Raw genomic sequence first — 13,486 nt, 5'->3', positions numbered from 1 at the left:
TCCCATGCTGGCAAAGGAGAGGATGGATCCGTGCCCGCAGATCGTCTGGACTTCGCAACGGATCGGACAGATCGTCCGGACCGATTCTCGACGGACCGCGACCCCGGGCTCCCGACGGTCGCCGACGCCCTCGAGGTCGCCTCGTTGCAGGCCGGGATCCCCGAGCTGCTGGCCGGATCCGTCGACGTGCCGGTGCGCTGGGTGCACGTGTCCGACAGCGACCGGGTCGCGGCGCTGCTGGACGGCGGCGAGCTGCTCCTGACGACGGGCGCCGGCTGGCCCGGCGCCGCCGACGCCCTCGCCCGGCTCGTCGACGAGCTGGCCGATGCGGGCCTCGCCGGAATCGTGCTGGAGCTCGGCACGCGGTTCGCCGTGGTGCCCCCGCCGCTCGTGGCGGCGTGCCGCGCTCGGAACCTCGCGCTCGTGACGTTGGAGCGCGAGGTGAAGTTCGTCGCGGTCACCGAGGAGGTGCACCGCCGGATCATCGCAGGCCAGGTCGGGGCGCTGCAGGAGCGGCAGCGACTGCACGAGCTGTTCACCGGGCTCAGTCTGCGCGGGGCGCCGGTCGAGGTGGTCGTGCGGGAGACCGCGCGAGCGCTGCGCGCGCCCGTCGTGCTGGAGGATCTCGCGCACGAGGTCGTGGTCGCCGACCCGTTCGACCTCGCCGAGGCGGAGCTGCTCGCCGGCTGGACGGGGCGGTCGCGTCGGCTTCCGCCGGAGTGGACGCGCGTGCCGGTGGCCGCCCGCGGCACGCAGTGGGGCGAGCTGGTCGCCCTGCCCGGGCCGCCGCACCCCGCCGGGCCCGCGACGGTGCTCGAGCAGGCGGCCACGGCACTGGCGCTGTCACGTCTGGCGGACGGCGAGGGCGCCTGGGCCCGGCTGCGCGCGGAGGGGCTGATCGCGGCGCTCCTCGGCGAGCGCTATGTGTCGGTCGCCGACATCGAAGCACGCCTGGAGGCGTCGGGTTTCCCTCTGCACGGTCGCACGCTGTACGTCGCCGTGTCCGCGGCGGGCGGCGACGGACAACCCGGAGCCGCGCGGGCACGCACCGGATCGCCCGGATCCGCGGTGCGTGACGATCCGCACACGATGAGACGATCTGCACACGGATCCGGCGAGAACTCGCGCGGATCGTCACAGGCTGTGCAGATCGTCACGGATCCGACGCGACCCGGATCCGGGGACGCGCGCACGCTGTCCGCGGACGTCGGCGCGGAGCGGATCCTGCTCGTCTCGCTGGCCGGCACGCGGCTGCCGGATTCACTCCTCGACGACCTCGGGACCGGCGCCATCAGCGATCCCGCCACGACGACCGCGGAGCTGCTCGCGGCGATTCCCGTCGTGCGGCGCCTCGCTCGTCAGGCGGAACCTGGTGCCGTGCTGCGCGTCGCCGACCGGCCCCTCGCGCGCCTGGCCGCCGAGCTCAGCGGAGACCACCGACTCCAGGAGCACAGCGCGCGCCTGCTCGCTCCACTGATCCGCCACGACGACGCCACGGACGGCGACCTGCTTCGCGTGCTGCGCGCCGTGGTCGCCCACCCCGGCAGCCGCACCGCGGCGGCGACCGCCTCGCACCTGTCCCGCTCGGTCTTCTACCAGCGCCTCACCCTCATCGCGGACCTGCTCGGCGCCGATCTCGACGACGGCGAGACACTGTCGGCCCTGCACCTGGCGCTGCTCGCGCAGGGGCGCTGACGAAGCGACGGCGAGGAGCGCGGGGCGGTGGGAGTGCTGGGCGCACGACTTCCGGCGCCCGGATCCGCCCGGCGCGTCCGTTCACTGGTCGCGAATTGCTGCCATGACAGCGGAATGACGGCAATTCGCGACCAGCGAGCGTCAGGGGAGAGTCCGGGATCGGGATCCGTGGCTCACCCGGCCGCGTGCGCCCCGCCCATCACGCGCTCCACCATCTCGGGCGAGGGCTGGCCGAGCGCGATGATGTTCTCCTCGCTGTCGCTGAACCATGCGGCCCGCTCGTCTCCCAGTTCCGCGATGCCGTCGACGGTCTTCAGCCCGGGGAAGTCGTACTCGTGGAACTCGACCCCTCGGGCGCGCAGCGCCGCCACGTCGCGGTCGATGTCGTCGGTCACGAGGTTGAGCGCGGTGTTCTTCGCCGTGCCCGCGAAGCTGGTGAGGTACACCAGCACCACGGTGCCGCCGACGTCGTAGAACACGTTCCCCGACTCGACATCGACGTCGACCGGATCCCGGTCGAGCACGTCGTGCCACCATCCCTTGGCGCGATCGAGGTCCGTCGCCGGAAGGACGGCCGTCGCCATGAGTTTCTCGAACATGATGAGCCCCAGCTCCGGGGTGTTGTCATCCTCGCGTCGGCCCAGCACAACGCCGCGCCGCTTGGGCGCGCGAATGAGTTCCCCGCGCTGATTGTATTCCCGGATCCGCCGGCCGGAAAGGCCTCCGGGAAGGCTCAGGCGATGTAGACCTTGCGCAGGGTCTCGGTCACGGTCCACGTCGTCCGCATGCCCTCGGCGAGGCGCACCACGGATCCGGGACCGACCTGGAGATCCCGCAGCGACGGATCCTCGAACACGATCGTCGCCCGGCCCGAGAGCACGACGAACAGCTCGTCCGCCTCGGTGTCGCGCGCCGTGCCCGGTGTCATCTCCCAGATGCCGATCTCGCGGTCGCCGGTGTCATCCAGCACGGCCATCGCCGTCGTGGGAGAGCCGGCCACGACCTCGTCCGCGGGCAGCGGCGCGTGCGCGAGGCCCAGGTCGGCGTCGGTCACCGCGTGCCCCGCGGCGGGCAACGCGGTCATGAGTCGAACCCCATGCCGACCGCGTCCAGCGTCTTCAGGAACAGGTTGCGCTTGCCGTTGTTGTGGTCGGCCTGGTTCATCGCCGCGCGCACCAGGTTCACGCCGATCGAGGCCGCCGGCTCCGGCGGGAACGGAATGGGCTTGGTGCGCACCATCTCCAGTTGCGTGCGCTCGGTGGTCAGCCCCGCGAGCTCGTCGAGCATCACATCCGCCGCGAACCGGGTCGCGCCGACGCCGAGCCCGGTGAAGCCGGTGGCGTATGCGACGCGTCCGCCACGCGCGGTGCCGAAGAACGCGCAGAACCGGCTGCACGAGTCGATCGCGCCGGCCCAGCGGTGCGTGAACTGCAGCCCCTCGAGCTGCGGGAACGTCGTGAAGAAATGCGAGGCGAGCTTGCGGAAGCTCTCCGGGCGCTCCTCATACTCCTCGCGCACCTTGCCGCCGAAGTGGTAGACGGCGTCGTAGCCGCCGAACAGGATCCGGTTGTCGGCGCTCAGGCGGTAGTAGTGGAACTGGTTCGCACTGTCGGCGAGACCCTGGCGGTTCTTCCAGCCGATCGCGTCGTACTGCTCCGCGGTGAGTGGCTCGGTCATCAGCGCGTAGTCGTAGACCGGCACGGTCATCAGCCGGTTGCGCTTGAGCAACGATGGGAACACGTTCGTGGCGAGGGCGACCTGGTCGGCGACGACGGAGCCGCTCTCGGCCGCGACCGTCTGCACGCCCTTGCCGCTGAGCTCTGTGACTCGTGTGCGCTCGAAGATCTGCACGCCGAGCTCGGTGGCCACACGTGCGAGCTCGAAGGCGAGCTTCGCGGGGTGCACCATCGCACAGCCCTCACGGTTCCAGGATCCGGCCAGGTACGTCGGCGAGGCGACCTCGGCCTGCACGGCGGCCTGGTCGAGGTAGTCATCCCCCTCCATCCACTCGATCTGGTGCGGCTCGACCGCCACGGCCATCTGGCCCGTGCGCTCCCAGTCCACGTCCATCCCATAGCGCTCGACTGCGTCCTGGATGCCGTCGAGGTTCTCCAGGCCAAGGCGCTCGAGCTGCTCCATCTCCTCCGGCCAGCGGTTCAGGCCGTTCTCCTCGCCGTGCGTGAGGCTCGCCTCACAGAACCCGCCGTTGCGGCCGGATGCGGCCCAGCCCACACGGTTCGCCTCGAGCAGCACCACCGTGCGCTGCGGGTCGCGTTCCTTGGCGCGGATCGCGGTCCACAGGCCGGCGTAGCCACCGCCCACGATCGCGAGGTCGGCGCGGACCTCACCCGTGAGCTGCGGGTAGGCGGGGCGTTCGACGTCGTCGAGCCAGAAGGCGCCGTGCACCGTGTTCTCGAGAGAGCGCTCGATGACCGATGCGCTCGGCTGCCGTCGCTCGAAGACGGTCGTTCCCATGACTGATTCCTTGTCCGGAGGTGGAAGGGGTGGAGAGGTGGTTCTCAGGGCGCGACGGGGCGCCCCGGAGCCGCGATGCGGCCGGGTCGGGGAGAGCGGGGGCTCAGCGGATCACCGCGTTCCCCAGTTGTAGAGGTCCTTGTGGAGCCCCGCGTAGAGGAAGCACTCGGTGTGCGAGACGCCCTCGATGGTGCGGATCCGCGTCGCGATCAATGCCAGCAGATCCTCGTCGCTCTCGCAGATGGCCTCGGCCAGGATGTCGAAGGATCCGAGGGTCACATTGACATATGCGATCTCGGGAATATTCGCAATGGCCTCCGCGGCGACACGCGGATCCCCATCGACGCGGATGCCGAGCATGGCCATGCGGGAGAATCCGAGTTGGCGCGGATCGGTCACCGCGACGATCTGCACCACGCCGCTGTCGGTGAGCCGCTGCACGCGCTGGCGCACAGCTGCTTCACTGAGACCCACGGCTCGTCCGATCTCGGCGTAGGGCCGACGACCGTCCTCCTGCAGCAGCTCGATGATCCGCTTCGACACGTCGTCCAGTACCGGCACCTTCGGCTTGTCGCTCATGTGATGATCTTGACACTCTGAACGACGCTCTGCAACTGATTTCGCAGAATCTGTTGCAGATTTCTTCCGATTTCGTTGGTTCTCACCTATCCTGATCAGCATGCAGAGCACACTGTCTGAAACAGCACTGTTGCAGAACTTCATCGGCGGGCGCTCCGTCGCCGCCCACGGCGAGGGCCGCATGGACCTGATCGACCCCGTCACCGAGCAGGTGTACGGTCAGGCGCCGATCTCGGACCAGAGCGACGTCGACGCCGCCTACGCCGCCGCGGCCGCCGCCTTCCCGGTCTGGCGCGACACCACCCCCGCCGCCCGCCAGCTCGCACTGTTCCGGATCGCGGACGCGATGGCGGCCCGCGCGGAGGAGTTCGCCGACCTGGAGTCGCAGGACACCGGCAAGCCCCGCCCGAACCTCGTGGCCGACGAGATCGACCAGTCCGTCGACCAGCTGCGCTTCTTCGCGGGCGCCGCGCGCAGCCTCGAAGGCAGGGCCGCCGGGGAGTACATGGCGGGACACACCTCCTACGTGCGCCGCGAGCCGATCGGCGTGATCGGGCAGGTCACCCCGTGGAACTACCCGCTGAACATGGCCGTGTGGAAGATCGCGCCTGCTCTGGCCGCGGGCAACACGGTGGTGCTGAAGCCGGCCGAGGCCACCCCGCTCACCACTCTGCTGCTCGCCGAGATCGTCGCCGAGCACACCCCCGCGGGCACGCTCAACGTCGTGCTCGGCGATCGCAGCACGGGTGCCGCCCTGGTCGCCCACAAGACGCCGCAGATGGTCGCGATCACCGGATCCGTGCGGGCCGGCATGGCCGTGGCCGAGTCGGCCGCGGCTGATGTGAAGCGCGTGCACCTCGAACTCGGCGGCAAGGCTCCGGCGATCGTGTTCCCGGACGCGTCGATCGCCAAGGCCGCGGAGGGCATCGTCACCGGCGCCTTCTTCAACGCCGGCCAGGACTGCACCGCGGCCACCCGCGTGATCGTGCACGCCTCGGTGCACGACGAACTGGTGAAGGCGCTCGTCGAGAGGGTGCGCACGCACGCCCGCACCGGCGCACCGCACGAGGAGGGCGTGTTCTTCGGCCCGCTCTCGAGCGCGGCGCAGCTGGCCCAGGTGCAGGGCTTCGTGGATCGCCTGCCGGCGCACGCGACGATCGAGACCGGAGGCAAGCGGCAGGGCGACGTCGGCTACTTCTTCGAGCCGACGATCGTCTCGGGCATGCGCCAGGACGACGAGGCCGTGCAGAGCGAGATCTTCGGGCCGGTGCTGACCGTGCAGTCCTTCGAGGACGACGACGAGGCGCTGGCGTACGCCAACGACGTGCCGTTCGCCCTGGCATCCTCGGTGTGGACCACTGACCACGCCCGCTCGATGCGATTCTCGCGGGATCTGGACTTCGGCTGCGTGTGGATCAACACGCACATCCCGTTCGTGTCGGACATGCCGCACGGCGGCTTCAAGCACTCCGGCTACGGCAAGGACCTGTCGCAGTACGGCTTCGACGACTACACGCGCATCAAGCACGTGATGAGCGCCCTCGACTGACTCCGGCGGAGATGCTACTGTCGCCTACGCCGTGCTGGCACGAGAACAGGAGGTGATACCCATGAACGAATCGACGTGGGTGCTCCTCCTCGGGGTCACGGTCGGGCGATAGGTCGCCCGGGAGCGCCGTATATGCGCACTCCCGAAAGGCACGACCATGAACATCGCCCCTGAACTCACCTTCACCTCCGAGAGGCGCCTCGCCTCCGAACCGCATCGCGACGGCATCATCGAGCGCGACTTCACCCTCGACGGGATCGACGGCATCCTCTGGTTGCCGGAATCCGCCTCCGTGGAGCATCCTGCCCCGCTGATCCTGCTCGGCCATCCGAGCGGGCCAGGGCTCGCCCGGATGCGCCCTCGCCTGGAGGACAGGGCACGCTCGTCCGCCGAGCTGGGTTTCGCGTCGGTCACTCTCGAGATGCCCGGCAACGGCACGCGTCCGGCCTTGCCCGAGCTCGAGAGCGCCCGCGCCGACCTGATGCGGGCCCTCGACGCCGGCGAACGCCCGAGCGAGGACGTCATCGACCGGCTGGTGCTGCCGCTGGTCGAGCGCACGGTGCCCGAATGGCAGGCGGCGCTCGACGCGGTGCTCGCCCTTCCTGAGATCGGCGGCCCGGTCGCCTATTCGGGCGGCGTGCTCGCGATCGGGATCCGTCTGGCTCGCACCGAGCCGCGCATCGTGGCCGCCGGCTTGTTCGCCGGCAGTTACGTGCCGCGCGCCATGTTCGATGAGGCCCGTCAGGTCACCATCCCGCTGCACGTGCTGCTGCAGTGGGATGACGAAGGCAACGACCGACAGCGGTCGCTCGACGTGTTCGACGCGTTCGGATCCGCCGAGAAGACCCTGCAGGCCAACCTCGGCGGGCACACCGGCGTTCCGGCGCATGCCGGCGAGGATGCGGCGCGGTTCTTCGCGCGGCATCTCTCCCTGCACGGCTGACGCACGAGGCGGGTGGCTCGGGTTCCGCCCGGGCCACCCGCTCCGCCTCTCGCCGGGCTCAGCCGGCCAGCACCTCGAGCAGAGCCTGGGCGACCGCGTGGCTGGACTGCGGATTCTGGCCGCTGATGAGGTTGCGGTCCCGCACCACGTGGGACGTCCACGGATCCGCATCCTGCACGGTCGCACCGCGGTCGCGCAGGGTCGTCGCGACGAACCACGGACTGTTCGCCCCGAGACCGCCGGTGCGCTCCTCCTCGTCGGTGAACACGGTGAGAGTCCGCCCGGCGAAGACGAACCCGCCGTCGGTCGTGGTGGCGCTGAGCAGGCCCGCCGGACCGTGGCAGAACGGCGCGATCGGGAGGGCTGCAGTGTCGGCGGTGGCGAGGATGCGGCCCAGATCCGCATCGAACGCGAGATCGGCCATCGGACCGTGGCCGCCCGGCAGCACGACCGCCGCGAAGTCGGCGACGGACACCGCGTCCAGTGCGATCGGGTGGTCGAGGGCAGACCGGACCGTCTCGAGGTATGCGCGGAACTCCGTCACCCGCTCCGCGTCGCCGACGACATCGGGGTTCAGCGATCCCGGGTCGACCGGCGGCACCCGTCCGCCCGGAGTGGCGATGACGACGTCGCTGGCACGGAGACGAGGCGGCGGCCCCGGGATCGGATTCCGGGGCCGCCGCCTGTCACTGGTTCGAGCCTCAGCTCAGGCCCTGCTCCTTGAGCCAGGCCTTGGCGATGTCGGCCGGCTGCTTCTTGTCGGCCGTGCTCTGCACGTTGAGCTTGACGAGCTCCTCGGTCGAGAGCTTCGCGCTCACCGCGTTGATCGCCTTCGACACCTTGTCGGCGACGTTCGCGCTCACGATCGGCACGACGTTCGACGGAAGGATGAGGTTCTTCGGATCCTTCAGCGCGACCAGGTCACCGCTGGCGAACGCCGGGTCGGCGGAATAGATGTCGGCGACCTGCACGGTGCCGGCCTTCAGCGCCTCGAGCGTGGTCTGGCCGGTGGCCGAGAACGCCAGGTCGACGCCGTACAGGGTCTTCGCGGCTGCGGGGCCGTACGGGCGCTTCTCGAACTCGGGCGCGGCGCCCACCGTGACGGGCGCGGGCACCTTCGAGAGGTCGGCGATCGATTCGAGGCTGTACTTATCGGCGTTCGCCTTGGTCACCGTGTAGGTGTCCTGATCGGCGGCCTTCGCGTAGTCGAGCACGGTGAGGCCCGACGGCAGGGCCTTCTTCAGCGCGGCGTACACGTCGTCGGGGCTGTTCGTGTCGGCCTTGCCGCCCAGGTACTCGAGCAGATTGCCGGTGTACTCGGGGAACAGGTTGATCGCGCCGGACTTGACGTCGGGCATGTAGGCGTCGCGCTGGCCGATGTTGAACTTGCGATCGACCTTCACGCCGTCCTTCTCGAGGGCCTGCGCGTAGATCTCCGCGATGATCTCGTTCGAGTAATAGGCCTGGGATCCAATCACGACCGTGTCGGAGGAGCCGGATCCGCCGGTCGCGGTGGGCTTGTCGAGCGGGTTGCTGGAGCTGCAGGCGCTGAGCGCGAGCGCGACGGCGGCCGCGACCGTCGCGGCAGCGGCGATGCGGGTGATGCGAGCGGTGAACATGGTGTGCCTCTCTTCGGTGGGGGAGTCGGTGCAGGTCAGGTGCGTGCGGCGGCCTTCGACAGGCTCAGGGAGCGCCCGCGGGCGTGGGGTTCGGCTTCGGAGCGACCGCCGGCCGCACGCACACCGGCCGGGACGGCGGCGCGCTGCGCGATCGCGAACAGCAGGTCGGCGATCAGGGCGAGCGCCGCGACGAGGAGGGCCCCCGCGAGCACCTGGTCGAAGCGGCCGAGAGGGATGCCCTGGATGATCGGGTAGCCGAGGCCGCCGAGGTTCACCCAGGCCGCGATCGTCACGGTCGCGATCACCTGCAGCGTCGCCGCGCGCAGGCCGCCGACCAGCAGGGGCAGACCGAGCGGGAACTCGACCTTCCAGAAAACCTGCCACGGCGTCATCCCCATCGCCTTCGCCGCGTCGATCACCCGGGGCTCGATCGCCTCGATCCCGGTGTACGCACCGGCGAGCAGCGACGGGATCGCGAGCAGCACGAGCGTCACCAGCGCGGCCGCCGGCACCTGCAGCACGCCGAACAGCAGCACGAGCAGGATCAGCAGTCCGAACGAGGGGATCGCACGCGCGGCGCCCGAGATCGCCACGGCGACCTCGCGTCCACGGCCGGTGTGCCCGATCACCCAGCCGGCCGGCACGGCGATCAGGCTCGCGACGAGCACCGACACGACCGTGTAGAGCAGGTGCTGGCCGAGCAGCACGGGAAGGGCGTAGGAGCCGGTCCACTGCGCAGGGTCGAGCAGCCACCGGATCGCGTCGGCGAAGAGGCTCATACGGCACCCCCGACTGCGACGGCGGACCGGCTGCTGCGCGTGCCCCGGCGGGTGCTGCGCTGCCAAGGCATCAGCACGCGGCCGAGCACGACGAGCAGCGCGTCGATCACGAGCGCGAGCAGGATCACCGCGATCACTCCGGCGAACACCTCCTCGATGAGGCGGCGGTCGAGTCCATTCGTGAAGAGGTAGCCGAGGTTCTGCACGCCGACCAGGATGCCGACCGTGGCCAGGGCGATCGTGGACACGGCGGCGACGCGCACGCCGGCCAGGATCACCGGGCCCGCGAGCGGCATGTCGACGGTCCAGAACCGGCGTCCGGATCCGTAGCCCATGGCGATCGCGGCGCGACGCACATCGGCATCGACCGAGTCGAGCCCGTCGGCGACCGCACGGACGAGGATCGCCACGTTGTAGATGGCCAGGGCCACGATGAGGTTGGTGGGGCTGATGGCAGAGTAGCCGAGCAGCGCCGGCAGCAGGATGAGCAGCGCCAGGGAGGGGATCGTGTAGAGCAGGCCGGTAAGCACGATCACGGGGCCGCGCACCAGCCGGTACCGCCAGGCGATCCACCCCAGCGGCACCGAGACGACGACCCCGAGCACGAGAGCGATCAGGCTCTGCTGCAGATGCACGGCGGCGAGGCTCGCGATGAGCCCGAGGTTGTCGATGATCCAGGTCATGTCAGCCGACCTCGTCCGCCGCCTGCGGCGGATGCGCATCGAGGAGATCCGCGGGCGACTGCACGAGCGTGCCCTGGGCACGCCCGTCGGCATCGACGACGACCGTGCCGTGCGGGGTCTCCCGCAGGTGCAGTGCGCGGCGTCCACGGTCGGCGCCGATGAACGCGGCCACGAAGTCGTCGGCGGGAGCGGCGAGGATCTCGTCCGGCGTGCCCTGCTGCACGATGCGGGCGCTCTTGCCGAGGATCACGATCCGGTCGCCGAGCAGCAGCGCCTCGTCGATGTCATGAGTGACGAACACCACGGTCTTGCCCAGTTCGCGCTGCAGACGCAGCAGCTCCTGCTGCAGCTCGGTGCGCACGATCGGGTCGACGGCGCCGAACGGCTCGTCCATCAGCAGGATGTTCGGATCCGCGGCGAGCCCGCGTGCCACACCGACGCGCTGCTGCTGTCCACCGGAGAGCTGGCTGGGATAGCGGTCGGCGAGCGCCTGGTCGAGGCCGACGGTGTCGAGCAGCTCGCGCGCGCGGACGTGGGCCTCACGCCGAGCGACGCCGTTCAGGCGCAGCACCGTGGCGACGTTGTCGATCACGCTGAAGTGCGGCAGGAGTCCGGAGTTCTGCATCACGTAGCCGATGCGCCGGCGCAGGGCGACGGGGTCGCCCTCGAGCACGCTCTCGCCGTCGATCTCGACGGCGCCCGAGCTGGGCTCGACCATGCGGTTGATCATGCGCAGCAGTGTGGTCTTGCCGGATCCCGACGAGCCGACCAGCACGGTCGTCTGCCGGGCGGGGATGACCAGGCTGAAGTCGTCGACGGCGCGGGTGCCGTCCGGGAACGTCTTCGTGACGGAGCGGAATTCGATCATCGCGGTCCCGCCCCTCAGGGGAGCGCCCCCTCCTGGGGCACGTCGCCCGCGCGGATCTCGACCTTGCGGTCGAACGCGACGTAGCCGGAGAAGTCGACGCCGACCCGTTCGATGGCCGTCGGGTAGGGGTGCGGATACGCCCACGCCAGATCCTTGTGGTCCTGCTCGTTCACGCGGAGCGAGTAGTACTGGCACTCGCCCTTCCACGGACAGGTGTACGGCGTGGGGCTCTCCTGCAGCACGCCCTCGGTGACGGCCGTCGGCGGGAAGTACCTGTTGCCCTCGATGAGCACCACATCGGCGTCATCGGCGTTCGCGACGACTCGTCCTTCGAATACTGCTTGCATGCTCGTCCGTCCTGTTCAGATCGATGAGACACGTGCGTCCGCGTGCGCCTGCCCGGTGTGCGCCACGGCGCCCTTCCGACAGTAGGCCAAGCCTCCGACATCCATGAAGAACGCCCGCCACATCGGAAACAGACCGACATCCGCCGGGATTCCCGCTCCGACCGGACCATCCATGTTTTCAAAGCGCGCAAATGGCTGGATCCGGGGCCCGAATGGAGCCATTTGCGCGCTCTGAAACCAGAAAGACCGGCCGCACCACGGGGACGGGGCAGCCCTCAGGCGGTCTGCCGCCCGTAGGCCTCGAGCAGCCGCAGCCACACCTCGCTCATGGTCGGATACGACGGCACCGCGTGCCAGAGCCGGGCCAGCGGGACCTCGCCGACGACCGCGATCGTGGCGGCGTGGATGAGCTCCGCGACATCGGATCCGACCAGGGTCACGCCGAGCAGCACCTGCCGGTCCTCGTCCACGACCATGTGCGCGCGGCCCTTGTAGCCGTCGGCGTGCAGCGAAGCGCCGGCGACGGAGGAGAACTCGACCTGGACCTCGCGCACGCGGTGGCCCGCCTCGCGGGCGGCCGCAGCGGTGACGCCCACGGCCGCGACCTCGGGCTCGCCGAAGACGACCTGCGGCACGGCCGTGTGGTCCGCCGTCGCGACGTGCCGGCCCCAGCGGTCGTCGTCGACCGGCTCGCCCTTCGCGCGGGCGGCGATGACGTCGCCCGCGGCGCGGGCCTGGTACTTGCCCTGGTGTGTGAGCAGCACGCGGCCGTTCACGTCGCCGACGGCGTAGAGCCAGTCCACGCCGGGCACCTGCAGCGTGTCGTCGGTGCGGATATACCGGCCCGCGGCGAGCCCCACCGTCTCGAGCCCGATGTCGCCGCTGCGGGGCGTGCGGCCCGTCGCGACGAGGATCTCCGCGGCACGCACGTCGCCGCCGTCCGTCGTGACGGTGACCCCGTCGGCGTCGCGCGAGACGCTCTTCGTGACGACGCCCGTGCGCACGTCGACACCGAGCGCGCGCAGCCCCTCGGTGACGAGCTCGCCGGCGAACGGCTCGACGGATCCGAGCAGTCCGCTGCGGGCGAGCACGGTGACCTCAGCACCGAGCGAGGCGTAGGCGGTGGCCATCTCGACGGCGACCACGCCGCCGCCGATCACGACGAGCGACGCGGGGATCTCCTCGGCGCTCGTGGCCTCGCGGCTGGTCCACGGGTTCGCCTCGTGCAGCCCCGGGATCGGGGGGATCGCGGCATCGGATCCGGTGCTGATGACCACCGCGTGCCGAGCGGTGAGGGTGCGCACACTGCCGTCGGGCTGGGTGACGGCGACCTTGCGTTCACCGCTCAGGCGTCCGTGCCCGCGCATGAGGTCGATCCCGGCGGAATCGAGCCAGGCAACCTGGCCGTCGTCCTGCCAGTGGCTCGTGAACGAGTCGCGCCGGTCGAGCACCGCGCGCACGTCGAGGCGGCCGGTCACCGCTTCCGCCGCGCCGCCGACGTGCTGTGCCGCGCGCAGCGCCTGCGGCGAGCGCAGCAGCGCCTTCGACGGCATGCACGCCCAGTACGAGCATTCGCCGCCGACCAGCTCGCTCTCCACGATCACGGCGGTGAGCCCGCCCTGCACGGCGCGGTCGGCCACGTTCTCTCCCACCGGGCCGCCGCCCAGCACGATCAGGTCGTATTCGTCGGTCATCAGGAGCCTTCCGATCGCGGTGCGGTGGGGGTGACGCAACCTCCGTCCCACCCTCGCAGAACGCCCGCGGCCGGGCGAGGATTCCTCACGGGTTCGTCAGATTCCGCTCCTATCCCGCGAGACGACGGGGCGGCTCCGTCCCGATCGCGCGCGAAACAGCGGGGCAACCAACCGTGCGTCTGGCCGAAACATGACGTCCGTACCGTGAGGGAACTGCTCGCGCCGGATCGCCGGCGCGACGCACACCCGAAGAGC

Annotated in this window: 14 protein-coding genes; 3 read left to right on the top strand and 11 right to left on the bottom strand. The window is 70.4% G+C overall.

The genetic code is table 11. From position 1 onward, the window contains the following. The first annotated feature begins 30 nt into the window (after positions 1-30). Positions 31-1,695 (top strand): PucR family transcriptional regulator ligand-binding domain-containing protein, encoded by a 1,665-nt coding sequence (locus AB4078_RS07625; RefSeq protein ID WP_441976614.1) that lies wholly within the window; start codon positions 31-33, stop codon positions 1,693-1,695. 173 nt (positions 1,696-1,868) lie between these two features. On the opposite strand, the gene AB4078_RS07620 is transcribed toward AB4078_RS07625, so the two are convergent. The 4 genes from AB4078_RS07620 to AB4078_RS07605 form a co-directional block, all read right to left on the bottom strand. After that, entirely contained in the window at positions 1,869-2,342 is a 474-nt protein-coding gene (locus AB4078_RS07620; protein ID WP_440732864.1) for a VOC family protein, read from the bottom strand. 86 nt (positions 2,343-2,428) lie between these two features. Then, positions 2,429-2,779, bottom strand: coding sequence for a cupin domain-containing protein (locus AB4078_RS07615; RefSeq protein ID WP_441976613.1), 351 nt, complete (start codon positions 2,777-2,779; stop codon positions 2,429-2,431). Continuing rightward, the gene (locus AB4078_RS07610; RefSeq protein WP_441976612.1) at positions 2,776-4,170 is read right to left on the bottom strand and encodes an NAD(P)/FAD-dependent oxidoreductase; all 1,395 of its coding nucleotides are present in this window, start codon (positions 4,168-4,170) and stop codon (positions 2,776-2,778) included. The genes AB4078_RS07615 and AB4078_RS07610 overlap by 4 nt, the downstream gene beginning before the upstream one ends. 111 nt (positions 4,171-4,281) lie before the next feature. Next, a complete protein-coding gene (locus tag AB4078_RS07605) occupies positions 4,282-4,749 on the bottom strand; it encodes an Lrp/AsnC family transcriptional regulator (RefSeq protein WP_440732861.1) in 468 nt (155 codons plus the stop codon). Positions 4,750-4,849: 100 nt separating this feature from the next. On the opposite strand from AB4078_RS07605, the gene AB4078_RS07600 reads away from it, so the two are divergent. Together AB4078_RS07600 and AB4078_RS07595 are read left to right on the top strand one after the other, a co-directional pair. Next, positions 4,850-6,298: an aminobutyraldehyde dehydrogenase gene (locus tag AB4078_RS07600; protein WP_441976611.1), complete on the top strand. Its 1,449-nt coding sequence runs from the start codon at positions 4,850-4,852 to the stop codon at positions 6,296-6,298. 157 nt (positions 6,299-6,455) lie between these two features. Next, positions 6,456-7,241, top strand: a complete 786-nt coding sequence (locus AB4078_RS07595) for an alpha/beta hydrolase (protein WP_441976610.1) — start codon at positions 6,456-6,458, stop codon at positions 7,239-7,241. Positions 7,242-7,299: 58 nt separating this feature from the next. On the opposite strand, the gene AB4078_RS07590 is transcribed toward AB4078_RS07595, so the two are convergent. The 7 genes from AB4078_RS07590 to AB4078_RS07560 form a co-directional block, all read right to left on the bottom strand. Continuing rightward, complete coding sequence (locus tag AB4078_RS07590) at positions 7,300-7,842, bottom strand: type 1 glutamine amidotransferase domain-containing protein (RefSeq protein WP_441976609.1); 543 nt, start codon at positions 7,840-7,842, stop codon at positions 7,300-7,302. Positions 7,843-7,942: 100 nt separating this feature from the next. Next, positions 7,943-8,860 (bottom strand): ABC transporter substrate-binding protein, encoded by a 918-nt coding sequence (locus tag AB4078_RS07585; RefSeq protein WP_441976608.1) that lies wholly within the window; start codon positions 8,858-8,860, stop codon positions 7,943-7,945. A 35-nt stretch (positions 8,861-8,895) separates the two neighbouring features. Beyond that, on the bottom strand, positions 8,896-9,639 hold the full coding sequence (locus AB4078_RS07580) for an ABC transporter permease (RefSeq protein ID WP_441976607.1): 744 nt from the start codon (positions 9,637-9,639) through the stop codon (positions 8,896-8,898). Continuing rightward, entirely contained in the window at positions 9,636-10,322 is a 687-nt protein-coding gene (locus tag AB4078_RS07575; protein WP_441976606.1) for an ABC transporter permease, read from the bottom strand. The genes AB4078_RS07580 and AB4078_RS07575 overlap by 4 nt, the downstream gene beginning before the upstream one ends. A 1-nt stretch (position 10,323) precedes the next feature. Beyond that, a complete protein-coding gene (locus tag AB4078_RS07570) occupies positions 10,324-11,190 on the bottom strand; it encodes an ABC transporter ATP-binding protein (protein WP_441976605.1) in 867 nt (288 codons plus the stop codon). A gap of 14 nt (positions 11,191-11,204) precedes the next feature. Continuing rightward, the gene (locus AB4078_RS07565) at positions 11,205-11,537 is read right to left on the bottom strand and encodes a DUF427 domain-containing protein (RefSeq protein WP_440732854.1); all 333 of its coding nucleotides are present in this window, start codon (positions 11,535-11,537) and stop codon (positions 11,205-11,207) included. Positions 11,538-11,812: 275 nt separating this feature from the next. After that, positions 11,813-13,231 carry a dihydrolipoyl dehydrogenase family protein gene (locus tag AB4078_RS07560; RefSeq protein WP_441976604.1) on the bottom strand — a complete coding sequence of 473 codons (1,419 nt, stop codon included), beginning with the start codon at positions 13,229-13,231 and terminating at the stop codon, positions 11,813-11,815. Positions 13,232-13,486 lie beyond the last annotated feature (255 nt).

It is taken from the genome of Microbacterium sp. 2MCAF23 (assembly GCF_052115565.1).
Lineage (GTDB): Bacteria > Actinomycetota > Actinomycetes > Actinomycetales > Microbacteriaceae > Microbacterium.
Note: the sequence above shows the minus strand (reverse complement) of the source record. Positions and strands in the feature narration are given on the sequence as shown.